Here is a 21,280-nt window from a genome sequence, read left to right as displayed (position 1 = left end):
GACACCGGGTGGTTGCGCGGGAGCGGCGGGACTCGGCTACAATCCTCCCTTTGGCGGTGCGAGGGAGTACGGGATGAGCGAGTTCGCGGAGCGCTATTGGGGCAGCTTCACCGGCTGCATCCGTTGGGAGCAGGCGGAGGCCGTGGCCGAGCGGCTGGCGGCCACGGAGGGCCCCTGGTATGTGGTTTCGCCGGAGGAGGGCGCGGCGGCGGCCGTGGAGGAGCTCGCCCCGACCGAGGCCGCCGAGCGCCTGGGCGGCCACCTCGCCGAGATGCAGCGGCTCAAGAAGGGCCCCTACTGCAACCTCGCCTTCGTGGACGACGCCGAGGATCCCCGCTTGATCAAGCTCTTCCACCCCAAGCGCGCGGGGGACGCCTGCCGGGTAGGCGGCGACCCCATCCCGCCGTGGGTGGTGCTGAGCCGCTACCCGGTGGACCCCGCCGTCTTCGCCCCCGCCCGCGAGGAGCCCCAGGGGTCGTGGTGGCAGCGCATGATCCGCATCGGCTCCCCGGATTGAGCGGCATGGAGGGGCTCAATCCGCAGCAGCGCAGCGCCGTGCTCACCACCTCCGGGCCCCTGCTGGTGCTGGCGGGGGCGGGCTCGGGCAAGACCCGAGTCATCACCGCCAAGATCGCCCACTTGGTGGAGAACGAGGGCCTGCCGGCGCGCTCCATCATCGCCGTCACCTTCACCAACAAGGCCGCCCGGGAGATGGAGGGCCGCGTCCGCGAGCGCCTGGCGGGCGGCTCGGCGCGCGGGCTCACCGTGTCCACCTTCCACCGCCTGGGCATGAAGATCCTGCAGCGGGAGATCAAGCGGCTTGGCTACCGCGAGCCCTTCTCCATCTTCGACACCGAGGACCAGATCGGCCTGGTGCGCGGGCTCATGCAGGAGACGGGCAACTTCGGCGCCACCCAGCCCGACGAGGTGCGCGGGCGCATCTCGGCGTGGAAGAACGACCTGGTGGGCCCGGAGGCCGCCCTGGAGCAGGCGGCCAACGACGACGACCTCCGCGCAGCGCGGGTCTACGCCCGCTACCAGGAATCCCTGCACGCCCACAACGCCGTGGACTTCGACGACCTCATCGGCCTGCCGGTGCGGCTGTTCGAGGAGCACCCCGACGTGGCCGACCGCTGGCGGGAGCGCTGCCGCCACCTGCTGGTGGACGAGTTCCAGGACATCAACGGCGCCCAGTACGCCCTCATGCGCAAGCTGGCGGGGGAGAACGGCAGCTTCACGGTGGTGGGCGACGACGACCAGTCCATCTACGCCTGGCGCGGCGCCTCGCCGGAGCTGCTTAATCACCTGCAGGGGGACTACCCGGGCCTGCAGGTGGTCAAGCTGGAGCAGAACTACCGCTGCAGCGGGCGCATCCTGAACGCCGCCAACTGCCTGATCGCCAACAACCCCCACCTGTTCGAGAAGCGGCTGTGGTCGGACCGCGGCGGGGGCGAGGCCATCCAGGTGCTGGAGGCCAAGGACGCCGAGCACGAGGCGGAGCGGGTGATCTCCGCGCTGCTGCGCCACCGTTTCCAGAACGCCAGCCGCTACGGCGACTACGCCATCCTCTACCGCTCCAACCACCAGTCCCGCGAGCTGGAGCGGGCCCTGCGCGACCAGGGCATCCCCTACCAGCTCTACGGCGGCATGTCCTTCTTCGACCGCGCCGAGATCCGCGACGTGGTGGCCTACCTGCGGCTGCTGGCCAACCCCGACGACGACATGGCCTTCCTGCGGGCGGTGAACACCCCGCGGCGCGGCGTGGGGGCGGAGAGCCTGGAGCGCCTGGCCGGGCTGGCCAGCGAGGCGGGGGCGAGCCTGTGCGCCGCCGCCGGCGACCCGGCCCTGCGCGACCAGCTGCCCAAGCGGGCGGCCGCCGGGCTGGCGGAGTTCGCCGGCCTCATCGACAACTACGGCGCCCGCTGCGACAACGAGGATCCGGGCCAGGCGGCCCGCGATCTGGTGGAGGAGATCGCCTACAAGGACTTCATCGCCGAGCGCGCCGAGAGCGACAAGGGCGCCGAGCGCCGCGCGGGCAACGTGGACAATCTCCTCAACTGGCTGGACCGCTTCCGCGAGGACAACGAGGACACCGAGGACGACGTCATGGGCGGGTTCGTGCGCCGCCTCACTTTGCTGTCCGCCCTGGACCGCCAGGAGGACGCGGAGGAGGCCGACGGCGTGCACCTGATGACCCTGCACACCGCCAAGGGCCTGGAGTTCCCCTACGTCTTCCTGGTGGGCATGGAGGAGGAGATCCTGCCGCACCGCAACAGCCTGGAGGCGGGCTCGCTGGAGGAGGAGAGGCGGCTGGCCTACGTGGGCCTCACCCGTGCACAATATGGCCTCACGCTCTCCTGGGCGCGCAGCCGCCGGCGCTACGGCGAGACCCTGGAGTGCGAGCCGTCCCGGTTCCTCGACGAGCTCCCCGCCGAGGAGCTGCGCTTCGACCGCCTGGAGGCCGAGGACCCCGAGGAGAACCAGGCCCTGGGCGCCGCCAGCCTCGATCAGATGCGCAATCTGCTGAACTAAATCTCCGCCTCCGCGGTCCCACGGTGCGGACATCATTAGTGTCAGCTTTATTGCCGCTTGCAGATAGGCCACAATAGGGCCACGTCGAACGAGCACCGTTTCCTGTAAGGGGAGTTCGTGCGTGATAGGCTGGCGCAGCTCGAGGCCGAGCTGGCCCGATTGGCGGCGGAAGTCCAAGACCTGCGGGCGGAACGGGATCGCTTGAAGCGCGAGCTGGAGTCGGGCGAGGCCCTCCGCGGGCAGGTGGAGGGACTGCGGCAACGCAACCAGGACCTGGAGGCGGAGCGCGGCCGGCTGCGCGAGCGGTTGGCGGCCCTCCTCCGCCGGGTGGACGGGGCGATCGCGGGCGGCGAATGAAAAAGGACGGCACCGAAACCGTACCGGTCGTGATCCTGGGCAAGGAGTATCCGGTCCGGTGTCCGGCCAACGAGCGGGACCGCCTGGAGCGGCTGGCCCGGTTCGTGGACGAGAAGATGCGGGAGGTGCGCGATTCCGGGGCCGCCCTGGGCACCGACCGGGTCGCGGTGGTGACCGCGCTGAATATCGCCAACGAGCTGTTCGAGGTACAGGACAGGCGACGCGAGGAGGCGGAAGAGGTAGGAGCCCGGACTTCCCGGATGCTGGAGACGGTCCAGCGCCTCTTGGACGAGGAGAGCGACGAGGACGGGCTCGCCGACCGAACAGCCGAATAGCCGATTTGACATCCCCTGCGGTGTTCGCAAAAGCCGAAGCGTAACTTGAACCAACACTTTTGAACCCAGGGAGCCCTCACTTGGCGTGGAAGAGAGCCCGGACGCCGGGTTCCGGAAGCGTTAACGGGGCACCCACTTGTTGAGCGTGGGTTCAAATACGCGGCGTAGCGGCACCAGCGGGGGATGTTTTTTTATGCATAACGAATCGAGCGCCACCAAGAAGCGGCGGATCCGCAAGGAGGTGCGCAAGGCCCGCCGGGCCTTGTCCCGCCGCGAGGTTCGCCGCAAGAGCCAGGCGGCGGCTCGGTTCGTGGCCCGCACGGGGGCCTTCCACCGGGCGGAACGGGTGGCCTTCTACCTGGCCGCCGACGGGGAGCTGGATCCCCGCTACCTGGTGGAGCGCGCCCGGAAGCTGGGCAAGCACTGCTTCCTGCCGGTGATCGACACCAAGCTCGGGGGCCGGCTGGCCTTCGCCCCCTACACGCCCGACACCCCCCTGCAGCCCAACCGGTTCGGCATCCCCGAGCCCGCCGTGCCCCGCGCCTTCTGGGTGGGCCCGCGGCGGCTCGACGTGATCTACGCCCCCCTGGTGGCCTTCACCCCGGAGGGCGGCCGGCTCGGCATGGGCGGCGGCTTCTACGACCGCACCCTGGCCCACCGCCGCCACCTGACGCTGTGGCGGCGGCCGCGGGTGTTCGGCCTGGCCCTGGAGCTGCAGAAACGGGAATGGCTCCCCGAGGAGCCGTGGGACATCCCGGTGGACGGGGTCGCCAGCGAGGCGGGCCTGTACCCGGGATGGAGCAGTTTTCGTTGATGACGATTGCAGAAATGGAGGTCGTGCCGGCGGCCCCGCCGCCGGGTTGGTGACCAATGATGCGGAGGATACACGGTGGAAACCTTGATCGGACTGGCCGTCGGCCTGCTCCTGGGAGCGGCGTCGACGGGCGCAGGGATGTATATACGCTCCCGCCGGTCCCGCCGGGCGCTGGAGGACCGCCTCGCCGAGGAGCGGCAGCGCCTGGAGGAGGACCTTGAGCGCAACCTCCTGCGGCGGGAGCAGGAGATCCGTGAGGAGGCGGAGCGCAAGGCCGAGGAGCGGGCCGAGGCCCGGGAGGCGGAGGCCAGCAAGCGCCTGGAAGAGGTGAGCGAGCGCGAGCGGGAGAGCCGGGAGCGCGAGGAGAAGGTCATCCGCAAGCTGGAGGCCCTCGACGAGAAGGAAACCCACCTGGTCGAGCGGGAGAACCGCCTGGAGCAGGAGAAGAAGGACCTGGAGAACCGGCGCCGGGAGGTGGACCAGCTCGAGGAGGAGCGCAAGAAGCGCCTGGAGGAGGTGAGCGGCTACAGCCTGGAGGACGCCCGCAAGGAGCTGGTTTCCGTCCTGAAGGACGACGCCCGCCGCGAGGCCGAGAGCTACGTCCGCGAGGTGGAGGCCGACGCCAAGTCGCGCGCCCAGGCCAAGGCCATCGAGGTCATGGCCACGGCCATCCAGCGCTGGGCAGGGGAGTACGTGGCCGAGCGCACGGTATCGGTGGTCAACCTGCCCGGCGACGAGATGAAGGGCCGCATCATCGGCCGCGAGGGCCGCAACATCCGCGCCCTGGAGCGCGAGCTGGGCGTGGACATCATCGTCGACGACACCCCCGGGGCGGTGGTGGTCTCCTGCTTCAACCCCATGCGCCGCACCATCGCCGTGCGCGTCCTGGAGGAGCTGGTGGAGGACGGCCGCATCCACCCGGAGCGCATCGAAAAGGCGGTGAAGAAGCAGCAGGAGACCATGGACGCCGAGGTCAAGGAGGCCGGGGAGAACGCCCTCATGGACGCCGACGTCCACGGGGTGCCCGAGGACCTGGTGAACATCGTCGGCCAGCTCAAGTTCCGCACCAGCTACACCCAGAACGTGCTGCACCATTCCGTGGAGGTGGCCCATTTCGCCGGCATCATGGCCGGCGAGCTGGGGCTGGACCCGGTCCTGGCCCGGCGCGCGGGCCTGCTCCACGACATCGGCAAGGCGGTGGACCACGAGCACGAGGGCGGCCACGCGGCCATCGGCGGCGACCTGGGGCGCAAGTACAAGGAGAAGGCCGAGGTGGTCAACGCCATCGAGGGCCACCATTTCGACGTGGACGCCATCTCCCCCTACACGCCGCTCATCCACGCCGCCGACGCCCTGTCCGCCGCCCGCCCGGGCGCGCGCCGGGAGCAGATGACCAGCTACATCAAGCGCCTGGAGGAACTGGAGGAGATCGCCGGCCGCTTCCCCGGCGTGGCCCAGGCCTACGCCCTGCAGGCGGGGCGGGAGCTGCGGGTGATCGCCCGCCAGGACGAGATGGACGACCAGGGCGCGTTCCTGCTCTCGCGCAAGATCGCCCACGAGATCGAGGACGAGCTCACCTATCCCGGCGAGATCAAGGTGACGGTGATCCGGGAGACCCGGGCCACCGAGGTGGCCCATTAGGGGGCAGGCCGGGACGATGAAAGCCGGTTGCGGTCCCATGTAGGAGCGGCGTCCACGCCGCGACCGGCACGTTGGTCCAACGGCGTCGCGGTCACGGACCGCTCCCACAACGGCCCGTTTCGACCCCAGGGGCACCTTTGCCCGGCTTCTGTGGGAGCAGCCAGTGGCTGCGACAGGCTTCTTTTGCCAACGGCGTCGCGGCCACTGGCCGCTCCCACAATGGGCCGTACCGGCCCCAGGTGGCCGACGGTAGCGATTTTTTCTGGAACCAGGACGCAGAACAACGATGAATATTCTTTTTGTGGGCGACATTTTCGGCAAGCCCGGCCGCCGGATCTTCCGGGACGAGATCGACAACCTCAAGCAGCGCCTGGAGGTGGACCTGTTGATCGTCAACGGCGAGAACGCCGCCGGCGGCTTCGGCATCACCGAGGAGATGGGCGAGGAGATCCTGGCCAAGGCCGATGTGATCACCTCCGGCAACCACATCTGGGACAAGAAGGAGACCCAGCCCTACATCGGCCGCCAGCGGCGGCTGCTGCGCCCGCAGAACTACCCCCCGACGACGCCGGGGCGGGGCTGGTACATCTACGAGAGCGCGTCCGGCGAGCCGGTGGGCATCCTCAACCTCATGGGCCGGGTCTTCATGGACCCCGTGGACTGCCCCTTCCAGACCGCCGACCGCATCCTGGCCGAGAAGCCGGACCACGTGAAGACCGTGTTCGTGGACATGCACTGTGAGACCACCAGCGAGAAGTGGGCCATGGGCTGGCACCTGGCGAGGCGCGTCTCCGTGGTGGTGGGTACCCACACCCACGTGCCCACCGCCGACGAGCGCATCCTCAAGGGCCACACCGGCTTCATCTCCGACGTGGGCATGACCGGCACCTACGACTCCGTGATCGGCGTGAAGAAGGAGAACGTCCTCAAGCGCATGGTCCACAAGCTGCCCGAGCGCTTCGAGGCCGCCAGCGGCCCGGCGGAGCTGAACTCCGTGCTGGTCCAGGTGGACGAGGAAACCGGCGCCTGCACCAGCATCCGCCGCATCCGGGTTAGCGAGGAGGACTAGCCCGCCCAGGCTGGACAGTAAGGCCCGGATCCGGGTATTATTCCGCCCTTGACCAAGCGCGATTAGCTCAGCTGGATAGAGCGTCGGCCTCCGGAGCCGAAGGTCGCAGGTTCGAATCCTGCATCGCGCACCAACCGATGCGCTGGACCCAGGGGGGCCTAGGCGAATGCCTAGGCCCCCCTTTTTTGTTCGGCAGGTCCTCTGGTATCCGGAAAGGGATGGAGGTCTGCCCCCCGTCCGAGGGGACTACGGGAATGCCCCTTCGTGGATAGGGGCGCCCCTCATGCAGGGGATGGAGGGGAACACCCTAATTCCCCGGTAGACCAATGGAGATTGCAAGCAGACAATGGCCCGAATGATCATAAAAGGCCGGATGAAGGCATGAGCCAGTCACCGCCGGAAGAGGCCGGTCCCACCCCCGCGTCCTTTCCCGTGGTAGGCATCGGTGGCTCGGCGGGGTCTCTCAAGGCCCTGCAGGAGCTGCTCGAAACCCTCCCCGAGAAGTCCGGCGTGGCGTTCGTCGTCGTGACCCACCACCCATCGGGCCACCGCAGCATGCTGCCCGAGATCCTCGAGCAGAGCTGCGACTTGCCGGTGGTGGAGGCGACAGGGAGTACCCCGCTGGAGGCCGACCACGTCTATATCGCCATCCCCGATGCGGGGGAATGGAGGCTGGCGGACGGTTTCCTGGTGCGGGAGGAGGCGGGTACCGGGGAGCCGGAGGATTCGGCCCCCGGTGGCGCGCGCCGCAAGAGCCTGCCCCACGCGGTGGATACCTTCTTCCGCTCCCTGGCGGCGGAGCGGGGGCGCCAAGCCGCGGCCATCGTGCTCTCCGGAACGGGGACGGACGGCACCCTGGGGATCAAGGCCATCAAGGCCGAGGGCGGCATGGTGATGGCCCAGGACCCCGCCTCCGCGGAGTTCGGGGGCATGCCCACCAGCGCCATCAACACCAATCTGGTGGATTACGTGCTGTCCCCGGGCGACATGGGCGCCACGCTGCTTCCCTATCTGCAGGGGCTCGTCGACCGCAAGTCCACGGCCACCAAGGAGCTGCTGGACGTTCCCGAGAAGACCCTGGACCGGATCCTGGAGAGCCTCCGCGAGCGCACCGGCAACGATTTCTCCGGCTACAAGCAGAGTACCCTCCTCCGGCGCCTCGAGCGGCGCATGCATGTGCACCGGATCGAGGATCCGGAGGAATACGCCGACTACCTCGCGCGCAATCCCGCGGAAACGGACCTCCTGTTCCGGGAGGTCATCATCAGCGTTACCAACTTCTTCCGGGACCCGGAGGCTTGGGAGGCCCTCGCCGATGGGTTCCTCCCCGATCAGCTCCGGGCGGCCGCGGACGAGGAGCGCGAGTTCCGGGCCTGGGTGATCGGCTGCGCCACCGGCGAGGAGGCCTATACTTTGGCCATCCTCGTCACCGAGTGTATGGAGCGCCTCGAGCGGAGGCCCCCGGTGCAGATCTTCGCCACGGACGTGGACTCCATGGCCATCGACACCGCACGGGGGGGGCGGTATGCGGCCGGGATCGCCGAGGACCTCACCGAGGAGCGGCTGGCCCGGTTTTTCGTCGCCGAGCAGGATGCCTACCGGGTCAGCAAGGAGATCCGGGACATGGTGGTGTTCGCCGAGCACAACGCCCTGCGCGATCCGCCCTTCACCCGCCTGGACCTGGTCAGCTGCCGCAACCTGCTGATCTACCTGGAGCGGGACCTGCAAAGGGAGCTCCTCCCCCTGTTCCGCCACGCCCTTCGGCCGTTGGGCCTGTTGTTCCTGGGCGCCTCGGAGTCCGTGGACGACTTCGGCGAGATGTTCACGGTGCAGAACAAGCGCTGGCGGATCTATCGCGCCGGCCCGGAGGAGGAGCGCCATCCGCTGCCCATGAAGCCGGGCCAGCGGCCCGAGCTTCCGCGCACGGGCCACCCCGGCCCGGCGGAGGGGCAGGGGGGAGAGCCCTCCGTGGACCTGACCCGGAATATGGAGCAGCTCCTCGCCAACCAGTTCGGCCCCCCGAGCGTTTTGGTGAACGACCGCGGGGAGGCCCTGTTCTTCCACGGCCGCACGGGCCGCTTCCTGGAGCCTGCCCGTGGCCCCATCCAGAACCAGCTCCTGGAGATGGCGCGCCCGGGCCTGCGCGCCCCGTTGAGCAAGGCGCTGCGCGATGTCACCAGCGCCGGGGCCGAGGAGGCGGGGCAGAGGGTCCACCTCCAGGCCGACGGGGAGGCCGAGGAGGTCCTTCTGGAAGTCCGGCTGGTTCGCGCCCCCCGCGCCCTGCGCGGATTCCGCCTGGTGACCTTCCGGACCCCGGCGGCCGCGGAGCCCGAAGGCCCGGAGGAGGCGCCGCGGGAAGCCCCGGAGCCGGCCGAGCGGGCCCCCGAGGACCGGGTCGTCCAGCTGGAGCGGGAGCTGGAGGCGGCCCGGCAGGACAAGCAGGTGACCGTGGAGGAGCTGCAGGCCTCCAACGAGGAGCTCCAGTCCCTCAATGAGGAGCTCCAGTCCATGAACGAGGAGCTGCAGAGCAGCAACGAGGAGCTCGAGGTCTCCAAGGAGGAGGTGGAGTCCCTCAACGAGGAGCTGCGCAGCGTCAACGCCGAGCTCGAGTCGCGCGTCCAGGAGCTTTCCGGCGTCAACGACGACCTGAAGAACCTGCTGGACAGCACGGAGCTGGCCATCGTGTTCCTGGACGAGGACCTGCAGATCAAGCGGTTCACGGAGGCGGCGCGCCAGCTGATCTCCCTGCGGCCCATGGACGTGGGGCGGCCCATTCAGGAGCTGACCACGGAGCTCCAGTACGAGGCCCTGACCGAGGACGCCGAGGAGGTGCTGAGCACGCTGGTCCCCAAGGAGGTGGAGGTGCAGAGCACCAGCGGCCACTGGTTCCAGGCGCGGCTGCGGCCCTACCGGACCACCCAGAACCAGATCGGCGGGCTGGTCTGCACCTTCCGGGACATCCAGACCACCAAGCGCATGGAATTCCGGGAAGCCTACTTCCGGGCCATCGTGCAGACGGTGCGGGAGCCCCTGCTGGTGCTGGACCCGGAGCTCCGGGTCCAGTCCGCCAACGACGGCTTCTACCGGGTGTTCGGGCTCCGGCCCCAGGAGGTGGAGGGCCGCCACCTGTTCGAGATGGGCGGGGGGCAATGGGATCACCCCGAGCTGCGGGCGCTGCTGGAGGAGGTGCTGCCCACCGACGAGAGCTTCCAGGACTTCGAGCTGACGGCCGATTTCGGGGACCAGGGGCCGGAGCGGGTCTGGCTGAACGGCCGGCAGCTCCAGCGGGATACCGGCGAGCCCGAGCTGATCCTGCTTACCATGGCGACGGCGAACGCGCCCTCTCCCTAGGGAGGAAGGAGTGCCCAATGGCCGATGAGGAATCCCCCTCCGGCAAGGAGAATAGCCTGCGACAGCGGGCGCGCGAGCGCCTGGGCGCGCGGGGCACCGACGTTTCCGTGATGTCGCTGGCGGACACCCAGGCGCTGGTGGAGGAGCTCCAGGTCCACCAGGAGGAGCTGGCCATCCAGAACGAGGAGCTCCAGGAGATCCGGGAGGCCCTGGAGCGGGCCCGGGACCGCTATCGGGACCTCTTCCAGCACGCCCCGGTGGGCTACCTCATCCTGGACACCCACGGGCACATCCTGGCGGCCAACTGGCAGGCCACGGAGCTGCTGGGCGCCAACCGCAGCGAGGCGGAGGGGCGCCCCTTCTCAGGGTATGTGAGCCCCGACTCCCAGGACGCCTGGTTCCTCCACCGGCGGGCCCTGGCCCGGGAGGGGGGGCGCCAGCGGACCGAGCTGGTCCTGGCCCCCGTCGGTGACCAGCCGCGGATCGTGCGGGTGGAGACGGTCCCTGAAGCGGGCCTCGATGCGGAGGAGCCGCGCTACCGCAGCGCCCTCATCGACATCACCCAGAGCAAGGAGGACGAGGAGGCGATCCTGGAGGGGGAACGGCGCAAGGACGAGTTCCTGGCCCTGCTCGGCCACGAGCTTTCCAACCCCCTGACCCCCATCACCTCCCTGAGCGAGCATCTGCTGGAGAACTGGGACCAGATCGATGCCGAGCGGGTGCGGGAGGCGGTGCTGATCATCCGCCAGCAAAGCCACCACCTCGCCCGCATGGTGGAGGAGCTGCTGGATCTGAGCCGGATCAAGCAGGGGCGCCTCATCCTACGCAAGACGGAGGTGGATGCCCGCGAGATCGCCCGGCAGGCCCTGGATGCCGTTTCCCCCCGGCTCGAGGAGCAGCGGCAGGTGCTGGAGGTGGCGCTGCCCGAATCCCCCCTGACCACCTTCGCCGACCCCACCCGCCTGGAGCAGATCCTGAGCAACCTCCTCCGCAACGCCTGCAAGTTCACCCCTGCCGGGGGGACCATCAGCCTGTCGGGGACCCGCGAAGGGGAATGGGTGCTGTTCACTGTCAGCGATACGGGCACGGGGATCCCGTCCGAGCATCTGTCCGGGATCTTCCACGACATCGGCCATAAGCCCTACCAGGACCAGGATTCCGGCGGACTGGGGCTGGGGCTCTCCCTGGTGCGTCGCCTGGTGGAGCTGCACGAGGGACAGGTCGAGGCCCGCAGCCCGGGCGAAGGGCAGGGCTCCACATTCCGCGTCTGGCTGCCCGGCCGTTAAAAGGAACGAGCCCCATGCTGCCCATCACCGACGGCATCCAGCTCTCCGCCCTGGGGGTGCTGCTCGTCCCGCTGCTGGTGGCGGCGGGGCTGTACCTGCTCCACCGCCTGGACCGCCGCGACCGGGAGGACTGATCAACCTCTTCCCGGAGCCCGCTCGTCTCGCTAGGTTGGGGGGTACGGACACCCGCGCAGCCCGGGAGGGCCCGTTGGCGATCTTCCCCGTCGGTCGGGCCGCCGGTAGCGGCCCGCCGGGACCATAGGCCGTTACCTTGGCTTCCAGCCTGCTCCTGGAGGGGGGCCTGGCGGCGCTTGCCTTCCTGCTGCTGGCCGCCTACCACCTGCGTCTGCTCCGCCGCGTGCGGCGGCGCCCCGAGTCCACCGCCCTCGGACTGGCGGATCGCGTCCGCGACCGCTGGGTGGAGATGGTGATGACCGAGCGCCGTGACATCCTGGCGGTGCAAACCCTGCGCAACTGGACCATGGCCGCCACCTTCCTGGCCTCCACGGCCATGCTCATCGCCCTCGGCATCCTGAGCGTCGCCGCCACCAGTCAACGGATCGTGGAGGTGTCCCGGCTTCTGACCTTCCTGGAGGGGGCCACCCCGCGCCTCACCCTGGTCAAGCTCATGGTGCTGGCGGGGGTCTTCCTGTTCGCCTTCTTCAGCTTCACCCTCGCCATCCGCTACTACAACCACGCCGGTTACCAGCTGGCCCTGCCCCCCGACCGGGAGCCCCGCCTGTCCCCGGCGCTGGTGGCCCGCGGCCTGAACCGCGGTGGCCTCCACTACACCCTCGGCATGCGCGCCTACTACCTGGCGGTGCCCCTGGCCCTGTGGCTGTTCGGCCCGGAGCTGCTCCTGCTCGCCGCCCTGCTGGTGCTGCTGGCCCTTTCCCGCATGGACCGCCCCTGAGGGTCGTACCCGTCGGGAGGCTGCTCCCGAGGCAGGCCTGGGAAGCTGAAGGCTCCTACCTAGGGTGTGGAAGCGCCCCAGCCAATGGGGCAGGGTGAGGGAAAGGAGGTCGATCCCGACCCTATGAACGCACCCCGATCGCCCATCCTGCGCGAGGGCCGCAACTGCTGGCGGCTGTGCCGGGCGGACCGGCTGGCCCTCCTGGTGGACGGCCAGCGCTATTACCCCGCCGTGGTGGACAGCCTGGCCCAGGCGCGCCATGCCGCCTGGATCCTGGCCTGGGACATCGACGGCCGGATGCGCCTGGACCGCGGCCCGGTACCCGACGACCTGCCCCCCACCCTGGCGCGGTACCTGGACGCCCTGTGCGAGCGGCGCGAGGGGCTCCACGTGCATGTCCTGCTCTGGGACTACTCCATGATCTACACCCTGGAGCGGGAGCCCTTTCCCAGCATGAACCTCGGCTGGCGCACCCATCGGCGGGTCCACTTCCGCATGGACGGCGCCCATCCCGTGGGGGCCTGCCATCACCAGAAGGTGGTGGTGGTGGACGACGCGGTGGCCTATACGGGCGGCTTCGATCTGAGCAAATGGCGCTGGGACACCCCCGCCCACCGCGCCGGCGATCCCGTCCGCACGGATCCCGAGGGAAATCCCTATCCGCCTTTCCACGACGTGCAGTGGGTGGTGGACGGCGAGGCGGCCCGTGCCCTGGGGGAGCTGTGCCGGGACCGCTGGGGTCGGGCCGGGGGGCGGAGCCCGGCGGTGCCCCGCCCGGAGGGCGACCCGTGGCCGGCGGGGGTGGAGCCGGATCTGCGCGGGGTGCGGGTGGCGGTCGCGCGCACCCATCCCGCCTACGGCGACCGCCCCGAGGCCCGCGAGATCGAGGCCCTGCACCTGGACGCCATCGCCGCGGCCCGGCGCTTCCTCTACATCGAGAACCAGTACCTCACCAGCCACGCCGTGGGCGAGGCCCTGGAGGCGCGCCTGGCGGAGACCGACGGCCCCGACGTGGTCATCGTGCTGCCCCTGCGCAAGGACGGCTGGCTGGAGCGGCAGACCATGGATGTCCTGCGCAGCCGACTGCTGCGCCGGCTGCGCGCGGCGGATCGCCACGGCCGCCTGCGGGTCTACTATCCGCACATCCCCGGTCTGGAGCCGGATTGGGTGAGCGTTCACGCCAAGGTGCTGGTGGTGGATAACCGGCTCATCCGGGCGGGGTCCGCCAACATGAGCAACCGTTCCATGGGATTGGATACGGAATGCGACCTCGCCCTGGAGGCGGGGCCCGACGACACCGAGGTGCGGGCGTTCATCGCCGGGGCCCGCAACCGACTGCTGGCCGAGCACCTGGGGGTGAGCGAGGCGGAGGTGGCCCGTGCCCTGGAGGAGGCCCCCTCGCCAGTGGCGGCGGTGGAGGGCCTGCGCACCCTGGAGGGCCGGAGCCTGCGGCCCCTGAACGGCACGGTGAGCCCCTCCTCGGAGCGGGTGCTGCCGGATGCGGCGGTCATCGACCCCGAGCGGCCCATGGACCCCGACGAGTTCGTGGAGGTCTACGTGCCTCCCGAGGACCGCAAGACCGGCCGGCGCCAGGCTTTGCTCTTTGCGGGCCTGCTCCTGGGCCTAGTGATCCTCGCCGTCCTCTGGCAGGTGACCCCCCTGGATGAGTGGTTCCAGGCGGAGCGGGTGGCCCGCTGGCTCGAGCACATCCGCTACAGCCCCCTGGCCCTGCCGGTGGTCATCGGGGTGTACGTGGTGGCGTCCCTGCTGACCCTGCCCCTGGCGGTGATGATCGTGGGAACGGCCATCGCCTTCGGCCCCTGGCTGGGGTTCGCCTACGCCATGGTGGCCGCCCTGCTCACCGCCGTGCTCACCTACGGGGTGGGGGCCGCGCTCGGCCGGCAGTCTGTGGCCAACCTGGCCGGGGCCCGCCTCAACCGCATCAGCCAGTGGCTGGCCGACCGCGGCGTCCTCGGTGTGGCCACCCTGCGGGTGCTGCCGGTGGCGCCCTTCGTCATCGTCAACCTGGTGGCGGGGGCGGTGCACATCCGCTTCCGCAGTTACTTCTGGGGCTCGGCCATCGGCATGATCCCGGGGACGCTTGCCATCTCGGTGTTCGCCGACAGCCTCCTGGCGGTGCTCGTCGACCCCAACTGGACCGGGATCGGTGTCCTGGCGGGCGTCACGGCCGGCGTGGTGGCGGGCACGCTGCTGGTGCGCCGCTGGATGCGTGGCCGCGCGGCCCGCTCCGGGGAAGGGGGGGCAACCCTTGGCTGAGGGGGGAAGGCCGGGGGACGACCGGGTCGGGGTGCGCGTGGCCACCTACAACATCCACAAGGGCGTGGGCCGGGACCGCCGGCGGGACCCCGGGCGCATCGCCGCGGTGATCCGCAACCTGGGGGCGGGGGTCTTGGCCCTCCAGGAGGTGGATACCCGCCAGGGCCATCTGCCATGGGTCCACGAGATGGACTACCTGGCGGAGACCTCCGGCTACACGGCGGTGGTCGGGCCTACCCACACCCGTTACGACTACCACTTCGGCAACGTGGTCCTGTCCGCCCACCCCGTGAGCGCGGTGCGCCATGTGGATTTGAGCATCTACCGCCGGGAGCCGCGCGGCGCCCTGGAATTGGAGCTGCAGGTGCACGGTACGCCCCTGCGGGTGGTGGCCACCCATCTCGGCCTGTACCCCGGCGAGCGCCTGCGCCAAGTGCGCTGGCTCCTGGAGCACCTCGGCGGGGTCCCGGCGGAGCCCACCGTGCTCCTGGGCGACCTCAACGAATGGCTGCCCTGGGCGCGTTCCCTGCGGCTGCTGCACCGGGTGTTCGGCCGGTCCCCCGGGCCCCCGAGCTTCCCGGCCGCCTTCCCCGTCCTGGCCCTGGACCGCATCTGGGCCCATCCCAGGGAGGGGCTGGAGGACGTACGCGCCTGGAACACTCCCCACGCCCGCGGTGCCTCCGACCACCTCCCGGTGACCGCCCATTTCGAGTTCTCCCGGGCCGGGGTCAGCGCCGACGATAGGTATCGAAGTCCCGCTCCAGCTCCTCGGGATCGAGCTGTGCCGCGTTGACCATCTCGCCGGCCAGGAGTACGGGCTCCCCCTCCGCCCGCCAGCGGTCGCGCTCGGCGGCCGAGGCCCGCGGGGAGAACCAGCCCAGCCCGGCGTACAGCAAGCCGATCAGGGGGGACAGCCAGCAGGCCACGGCGAAGGGCGCGTAGGCCAGGGTGGGGATGCCCAGGGCGCCGGCGGTGAAGGCGCCGCCGGCGCTCCACGGCACGAGCGGATTGATCAGGGTGCCGCCCTCCTCGATGGAGCGCGACAGGTTGAGCATGGACAGCCCCCGGCCCCGGTAGACCGGGCCGAACATGCGGCCGGGCAGGGCCACCGCCAGGTAGGGGTCGCCGGTGACCAGGTTGGTGCCCACGGAGCCACCGGTGCTGGCCGCCACCAGCGACAGGCGGCCGCGCACGCGCCGAACGATGGCGTTCAGGAGCACCTCCAGGCAGCGGGTCTGTTCCAGGATGCCGCCGAAGCCGAGGGCGATGAGCACCAGGGAGATGGTCCACATCATGGACTGGATGCCGCCCTTGGACAGCAGCTCGTCCACCGCCTCCACCCCGGTGGCGCTGGAGAAGCCGTCCTGCATGGCGGCGGAGATCTCCGGGACGCTGGCCCCCTGGCCCAGGTAGGCGGTGACCGCCCCGGCGAGGACACCGAAGAACAGGGTGGGCAGGGCGGGGAAGCGCCGCACCGCCAGCACCAGCACCAAGAGGGCCGGGAGCAGCAGCAGGGGGTGGAAGGCGAACTGCCCCTCCAGGGCCGCCATGATGGCCTCCACCCGCTCGGCGTGCAGGGCCTGGCCGGCGTAGCTCTGCCCCAGGAGCCAGAAGAGGGCCGCCGCCGTAAGCATGGCGGGGACGGCGGTGGCCATCATGTTGCGGATGTGGCTGAACAGGTCGGTGGAGGTGACCGCCGGGGCAAGGTTGGTGGTGTCCGAGAGGGGCGACATCTTGTCGCCGAAGAAGGCCCCCGAGACGATGGCGCCGCCGGTGAGGTGGGCGGGGATGCCCAGCCCCTCGCCGATGCCCACCAGGGCCAGGCCCACCGTGCCCACCGTTCCCCAGGAGGTGCCGATGGCCACCGAGACCAACGCCGGCAGGACCATGGCGGCGAGCAGGAAGTACTCCGGGGTGATGAGCTGCAGCCCGTAGTAGATGAGCAGGGGCACGGTGCCGGACAGGATCCAGGTGCCGATGATCATGCCCACCGTCATGAGGATGGCCACCGAGGGCAGCCCCACGTGGACCACGTGGTAGAGTCCGGTCTCCATGTCCCGCCAGCGGTAGCCCCAGGTCCAGGCGAGCAGTCCGGTAAAGGCGATGCCCAGGGCCAGGGGGATCTGGGGGGCGAATTCCTCGAAGACCGCGAGCTGCACCAGCATGAGGACCATGGTCACCACCAGGGGCAGCAGGGCCATGGGCGGGCTCGGCTTGGGCAGCTCGCCGCCGGGCGCGGGGGGTTCCGGGGTCATGGGCTCCCTTTCCGGGTTGGTCGGGGCTCGCCGGATTATAACGTCCCGTCCGCGCATGTCCCGGGTCCGTCTTGACGCCGCCCCACTGCTGGTCCATGCTCAGGCCTCCGCGCTGACCGACCGGTCAGCCCCGTTCCGAAGCCCGGCCCCCGTCATCCGCAAGCTCTTGCAAGGGAACCCCGAGCCATGATCAAGCGCATGATCCTTATGGTGCTTGCCCTCGCCGTCGTCTTCGGGGGCATCTTCGGCTGGAAGTTCTACCAGGGCATGCTCATGCAGGAGTACATGGCCTCCCAAAAGCCGCCTCCGGTGACGGTGACCACCGAGGAGGCGAAAGCGGAGACCTGGCAGCCGGAGCTGAAGGCGGTGGCGAGCCTGCGGGCGGATAACGGGGTGGCCGTGAGCCCGGAGCTGGATGGGCGGGTGGCGGAGATCGCCTTCGATTCCGGCCAGGAGGTGGATGAGGGCGATCTTCTGGTGGCCCAGAGCACCGCCACCGAGGAGGCTGAGCTGGAGCGGCTGCGGGCCCGCCGGGATCTCGCCGAGGCCCGGCTGCGTCGCCAGCGCAAGCTGGTCCAGCAGAACCAGACCTCCCAGGAGGCGGTGGACGAGGCGGCGGCCGAGCTGCAGAGCCTGGAAGCCCAGATCGAGGGGCAGCGCGCCCTCATCGCCAAGAAGCACATCCGGGCCCCCTTCGCCGGGGTGCTGGGCATCCGGCACGTGGACCGCGGCCAGTTCGTTTCCCCGGGGCAGGACCTGGTGACCATTCAGGCGCTGGAGCCCCTGCATGCGGATTTCGACCTGCCGCAGCAGAGCCTGGGCCGGGTGCGCGTGGGTATGCCGGTGCGCCTCACCGTGGACACCTTCCCGGACCGGACCTTCGAGGGCGAGGTCACGGCCATCGAGCCCGAGGTGGCCCAGGAGACCCGCAACTTCCCCGTGCGCGCCACCTTGCCCAACGAGGACAGGGCCCTGCGCCCGGGCATGTTCGCCCAGGCGGCGGTGCAGCTTCCCGAGCAGCGGGACGTGATCACCCTGCCGCAGACCGCCGTCTCCACCGACCCCTACGGCGAATCGGTGTTCATCGTGGAGGAGGCCGAGGGCGAGGAGGACGCCCCAACCGTCACAAAGCGCTTCGTGCGCACCGGCGAGCGCCGTGGCGACCAGGTGGCCATCGAGGACGGCGTGGAGCCCGGCGAGACGGTGGTCACCAGCGGCCAGCTCAAGCTGGAAGAGGGGGCCCGCATCCGGGTGGACAACAGCGTCCAGCCCGCCAACGATCCCGATCCCCAACCGGCGAACAAGTAGGGCCGGGGCATGAACGTCACCGACATCTTCATCCGGCGCCCGGTGCTGGCCACGGTGGTCAGCCTGCTGATCGTCCTGCTCGGCGTGCGCTCCTTCCAGCTGCTGAACGTGCGCGAGTACCCCGAGACCACCAACGCGGTGGTCACGGTCAGCACCGCCTACCCCGGCGCCGACGCCGAGCTCATCAAGGGCTTTATCACCGCGCCGCTGGAGGAGGCCATCGCCACAGCGGACGGCATCGATTACCTGGAGTCCACCTCCGTCCAGGGCACCAGCCAGATCCAGGCCCACATCGAGCTCAACTACGACCCCTACAAGGCCCTGACCCAGATCTCCTCCAAGGTGGACCAGGTGCGCTCGGAGCTGCCCGAGGCCAGCGAGGAGCCCACCCTGAACGTGGAGGTGGGCGAAACCACCGCCACCATGTACATCAACTTCCACAGCGAGGAGCTGGAGACCAACCAGGTCACCGACTACCTGAACCGGGTGGTGCAGCCGGAGCTGAACACCGTGCTCGGCGTGCAGGAGGCGGAGCTGCTGGGCGGGCGGCCCTTCGCCCTGCGCGCCTGGCTCAAACCGGACCGGATGGCCGCGGTGGGGGTGAGCCCCGCCGACGTGCGGCGGGTGCTGGAGGCCAACAACCACTTGGCGGGGGTGGGGCGCACCAAGGGCTCCATGGTCAGCGTCCGCCTCAAGTCGGAGACCAGCATCCACTCCGTGGAGGCGTTCGAGGACCTGGTGGTGAAGCGCACCGATGCGGGCACCATCCGCCTGTCGGACGTGGCCGACGTGGAGCTGGGCGCCGAGACCTACGAGAACCAGGTGGTGTTCAAGGGGACGCCCGGCACCTTTATCGGCATCCAGGTGACCCCCACCGCCAACCCCCTCGACGTGGTGCCGCGCGTGCGGGAGACCCTGGCGGAGCTGGAGCCTCAGTATCCGGCCACGCTGGAGCACACGGTGGTCTACGACGCCACGGACTTCATCGAGGAGTCCATCACCCAGGTGCAGAAGACCCTCCTTGAGGCCTTCCTCATCGTTGTGGTGGTGATCTTCCTGTTCCTGGGGTCGTTGCGTGCCGTGGCCATCCCGGTGGTGGCCGTGCCCCTCTCCCTGGTGGGGGCGGGCTTTCTCATGCTGGCCTTCGGCTACTCGGTGAACATCCTCACCCTGCTGGCCATGGTGCTCGCCATCGGGCTGGTGGTGGACGACGCCATCATCGTGGTGGAGAACGTTCACCGCCACATCGAGAACGGCGAGCGGCCCTACGACGCCGCCATCTACGGCGCCCGCGAGCTGGCCGGGCCCATCGTCGCCATGACCCTCACCCTGGTGGCGGTGTTCGCGCCCATCGGCTTCATGGGCGGCGTCACCGGCACCCTGTTCTCGGAGTTCGCCTACTCCCTGGCCGGGGCGGTGGTGATCTCGGGGATCGTGGCCCTGACCCTGTCGCCCATGATGGCCTCGCGCATGCTCAAGTCCGACGAGGAGAGCGGCAGCCGCCTGGCCGCCTTCCTGGACCAGGCCTTCGACAAGCTGCGCTGGGCCTACGAGCGGCTCCTGCACCGGACCCTGAACTACACCCCGGTGTGGGTGGTGTTCGCCGTGGCCGTGCTGGGCAGCGTCTTCTTCCTGTACACCGGCGCCCAGAACGAGCTGGCCCCGGACGAGGACCAGGGCTCCCTGTTCGTGATGTCCACCGGGGCACCGGATGCGACCCTGGACCAGACGCGCATGTGGACCGACATGTACAACCCCATCTTCGAGTCCTTCGAGGAGACGGCGGTCTACTTCAACGCCAACGGGATCTCCCCCGGCGGCCCGCCGGCGCCCAACAGCGCCTTCTCCATCATGCGCCTGAAGCCCTGGAGCGAGCGCGAGCGCACCGTGATGGACCTGAAGCAGGAGCTGCAGGGCAAGCTGGGCTCGGTCCCGGGACTGGACCCGGCGGTGTTCCTGCCGCCGGCGCTACCGGGCTCCGGCGGCGGGCTTCCCGTGCAGTTCGTCATCGGCACCACCGACGATCCCGCGGTGCTGAACGAGGTCTCGCAGGAGCTGAAGAAGGCGGCCGAGGAGTCGGGCCTGTTCGCCTTCGTCGACACCGACCTCAAGTACGATCTGCCCCAGGCGCGCATCCAGGTGGACCGGGACAAGGTGGCCGATCTCGGCCTCACCATGCAGGAGGTGGGCAACGAGGTGGCCTCCATGCTCGGCGGCGCCTACGTGAACCGCTTCAGCATCCAGGGCCGTTCCTACAAGGTGATTCCCCAGGTGCAGCGGGTGGACCGCCTGAACCCGGAGCAGCTGGAGAGCTACCACATCGAGGCCCCCGACGGCTCCATGATCCCGCTGTCCACGGTGGTCTCCCTGGAGCGGGAGGTGCAGCCGGAGCAGCTCAACCGCTTCAACCAGCTCAACAGCGCCACGGTCTCCGCTGCGCCCATGCCCGGGGTCACCATGGGGCAGGCCCTGGAGTTCCTGGAGTCCAAGGCGGACGAGATCTTCCCGCGAGGGTACAGCATCGACTACGCCGGGCAGTCGCGGAACTACGTGGAGGAGGGCGCCCAGCTGGTGACCACCTTCTTCCTGGCCCTGGCGCTGATCTTCCTGATGCTGGCCGCCCTCTACGAGAGCTGGCGGGACCCGCTGGTGATGCTGGTCTCCGTGCCCATGTCCGTCGCCGGGGCCCTCATCTTCCTGTTCCTCGGCTTGGCCACGGTGAACATCTACACCCAGATCGGCCTGGTGACCCTCATCGGCCTGATCAGCAAGCACGGCATCCTGATCGTGCAGTTCGCCAACCAGCTCCAGGAGGAGGGCTACTCCAAGCGCCGCGCCATCGAGGATGCCGCCGGCATCCGGCTGCGTCCCGTGCTCATGACCGCCGCGGCCATGGTCTTCGCCGCCCTGCCGCTGGTGCTGTCCAGCGGGGCGGGCGCGGAGAGCCGCTACGCCCTGGGCCTAGTGATCACCACCGGTCTGTCCATCGGTACCCTGTTCACCCTCTTCGTGGTGCCCACCATGTACATGGTCCTGGGCAAGGAACACGGGCGCGGGGAGGCGGAAGAGCCCGCATCCTGAGTCCCCCACCCCCGGGCTCGTGGAGGCCGCCCTGCTTGGGCGGCCTTTTTATTGGGCTGGG

Annotated in this window: 15 protein-coding genes, 1 tRNA gene and 1 other RNA gene; 16 read left to right on the top strand and 1 reads right to left on the bottom strand. The window is 69.8% G+C overall.

The window, feature by feature from the left end:
• The first annotated feature begins 73 nt into the window (after positions 1-73).
• The 14 genes from AN478_RS09855 (at position 74) to AN478_RS09795 (ending at position 15,368) form a co-directional block, all read left to right on the top strand.
• Positions 74-517: a hypothetical protein gene (locus AN478_RS09855; protein WP_054966450.1), complete on the top strand. Its 444-nt coding sequence runs from the start codon at positions 74-76 to the stop codon at positions 515-517.
• Entirely contained in the window at positions 478-2,532 is a 2,055-nt protein-coding gene (locus tag AN478_RS09850) for a UvrD-helicase domain-containing protein (RefSeq protein ID WP_317622996.1), read from the top strand. Before AN478_RS09855 ends, AN478_RS09850 begins: the two co-directional genes overlap by 40 nt.
• 117 nt (positions 2,533-2,649) lie before the next feature.
• Positions 2,650-2,889, top strand: a complete 240-nt coding sequence (locus AN478_RS09845) for a cell division protein ZapB (protein WP_054966448.1) — start codon at positions 2,650-2,652, stop codon at positions 2,887-2,889.
• Positions 2,886-3,224, top strand: a complete 339-nt coding sequence (locus tag AN478_RS09840) for a cell division protein ZapA (protein ID WP_054966447.1) — start codon at positions 2,886-2,888, stop codon at positions 3,222-3,224. The genes AN478_RS09845 and AN478_RS09840 overlap by 4 nt, the downstream gene beginning before the upstream one ends.
• Before the next feature lie 9 nt (positions 3,225-3,233).
• Positions 3,234-3,411: non-coding RNA, 6S RNA (gene ssrS, locus AN478_RS13615), on the top strand.
• Between the two features lie 6 nt (positions 3,412-3,417).
• Complete coding sequence (locus AN478_RS09835; RefSeq protein WP_054966446.1) at positions 3,418-4,038, top strand: 5-formyltetrahydrofolate cyclo-ligase; 621 nt, start codon at positions 3,418-3,420, stop codon at positions 4,036-4,038.
• Positions 4,039-4,113: 75 nt separating this feature from the next.
• On the top strand, positions 4,114-5,679 hold the full coding sequence (gene rny / locus AN478_RS09830; RefSeq protein WP_074471269.1) for a ribonuclease Y: 1,566 nt from the start codon (positions 4,114-4,116) through the stop codon (positions 5,677-5,679).
• Between the two features lie 286 nt (positions 5,680-5,965).
• Positions 5,966-6,748 carry a TIGR00282 family metallophosphoesterase gene (locus AN478_RS09825; RefSeq protein WP_054966444.1) on the top strand — a complete coding sequence of 261 codons (783 nt, stop codon included), beginning with the start codon at positions 5,966-5,968 and terminating at the stop codon, positions 6,746-6,748.
• Between the two features lie 56 nt (positions 6,749-6,804).
• Positions 6,805-6,881, top strand: a tRNA-Arg gene (locus AN478_RS09820).
• A gap of 248 nt (positions 6,882-7,129) precedes the next feature.
• A complete protein-coding gene (locus AN478_RS09815) occupies positions 7,130-10,099 on the top strand; it encodes a chemotaxis protein CheB (RefSeq protein ID WP_074471270.1) in 2,970 nt (989 codons plus the stop codon).
• A gap of 17 nt (positions 10,100-10,116) precedes the next feature.
• On the top strand, positions 10,117-11,385 hold the full coding sequence (locus AN478_RS09810) for a PAS domain-containing sensor histidine kinase (protein ID WP_054966443.1): 1,269 nt from the start codon (positions 10,117-10,119) through the stop codon (positions 11,383-11,385).
• Positions 11,386-11,656: 271 nt separating this feature from the next.
• On the top strand, positions 11,657-12,298 hold the full coding sequence (locus AN478_RS09805) for a DUF599 domain-containing protein (protein WP_231627383.1): 642 nt from the start codon (positions 11,657-11,659) through the stop codon (positions 12,296-12,298).
• Positions 12,299-12,421: 123 nt separating this feature from the next.
• Complete coding sequence (locus AN478_RS14755; RefSeq protein WP_054966442.1) at positions 12,422-14,575, top strand: VTT domain-containing protein; 2,154 nt, start codon at positions 12,422-12,424, stop codon at positions 14,573-14,575.
• Entirely contained in the window at positions 14,568-15,368 is an 801-nt protein-coding gene (locus AN478_RS09795) for an endonuclease/exonuclease/phosphatase family protein (protein WP_074471271.1), read from the top strand. The genes AN478_RS14755 and AN478_RS09795 overlap by 8 nt, the downstream gene beginning before the upstream one ends.
• On the opposite strand, the gene nhaC is transcribed toward AN478_RS09795, so the two are convergent.
• Complete coding sequence (gene nhaC / locus AN478_RS09790) at positions 15,304-16,830, bottom strand: Na+/H+ antiporter NhaC (RefSeq protein ID WP_054966441.1); 1,527 nt, start codon at positions 16,828-16,830, stop codon at positions 15,304-15,306. The two genes, AN478_RS09795 and nhaC, sit on opposite strands and share 65 nt — an antisense overlap.
• Before the next feature lie 186 nt (positions 16,831-17,016).
• Here nhaC and AN478_RS09785 point away from each other — a divergent pair, with 186 nt between their 5' ends.
• Together AN478_RS09785 and AN478_RS09780 are read left to right on the top strand one after the other, a co-directional pair.
• A complete protein-coding gene (locus AN478_RS09785) occupies positions 17,017-18,138 on the top strand; it encodes an efflux RND transporter periplasmic adaptor subunit (protein ID WP_054966440.1) in 1,122 nt (373 codons plus the stop codon).
• Positions 18,139-18,147: 9 nt separating this feature from the next.
• Entirely contained in the window at positions 18,148-21,219 is a 3,072-nt protein-coding gene (locus AN478_RS09780) for an efflux RND transporter permease subunit (protein ID WP_054966439.1), read from the top strand.
• The last annotated feature ends 61 nt before the right edge of the window (positions 21,220-21,280 follow it).

It is taken from the genome of Thiohalorhabdus denitrificans (assembly GCF_001399755.1).
Lineage (GTDB): Bacteria > Pseudomonadota > Gammaproteobacteria > Thiohalorhabdales > Thiohalorhabdaceae > Thiohalorhabdus > Thiohalorhabdus denitrificans.
Note: the sequence above shows the minus strand (reverse complement) of the source record. Positions and strands in the feature narration are given on the sequence as shown.

Bases quoted from the DNA above. Each gene is read 5' to 3' on its own strand.
- AN478_RS09840 (WP_054966447.1), top strand. From the start codon at position 2,886: ATGAAAAAGGACGGCACCGAAACCGTACCGGTCGTGATCCTGGGCAAG.
- AN478_RS09825 (WP_054966444.1), top strand. From the start codon at position 5,966: ATGAATATTCTTTTTGTGGGCGACATTTTCGGCAAGCCCGGCCGCCGG.
- nhaC (WP_054966441.1), bottom strand. From the start codon at position 16,830: ATGACCCCGGAACCCCCCGCGCCCGGCGGCGAGCTGCCCAAGCCGAGC.
- AN478_RS09780 (WP_054966439.1), top strand. From the start codon at position 18,148: ATGAACGTCACCGACATCTTCATCCGGCGCCCGGTGCTGGCCACGGTG.
- AN478_RS09855 (WP_054966450.1), top strand. From the start codon at position 74: ATGAGCGAGTTCGCGGAGCGCTATTGGGGCAGCTTCACCGGCTGCATC.
- AN478_RS09785 (WP_054966440.1), top strand. From the start codon at position 17,017: ATGATCAAGCGCATGATCCTTATGGTGCTTGCCCTCGCCGTCGTCTTC.
- AN478_RS09815 (WP_074471270.1), top strand. From the start codon at position 7,130: ATGAGCCAGTCACCGCCGGAAGAGGCCGGTCCCACCCCCGCGTCCTTT.
- AN478_RS09835 (WP_054966446.1), top strand. From the start codon at position 3,418: ATGCATAACGAATCGAGCGCCACCAAGAAGCGGCGGATCCGCAAGGAG.
- AN478_RS09810 (WP_054966443.1), top strand. From the start codon at position 10,117: ATGGCCGATGAGGAATCCCCCTCCGGCAAGGAGAATAGCCTGCGACAG.
- AN478_RS14755 (WP_054966442.1), top strand. From the start codon at position 12,422: ATGAACGCACCCCGATCGCCCATCCTGCGCGAGGGCCGCAACTGCTGG.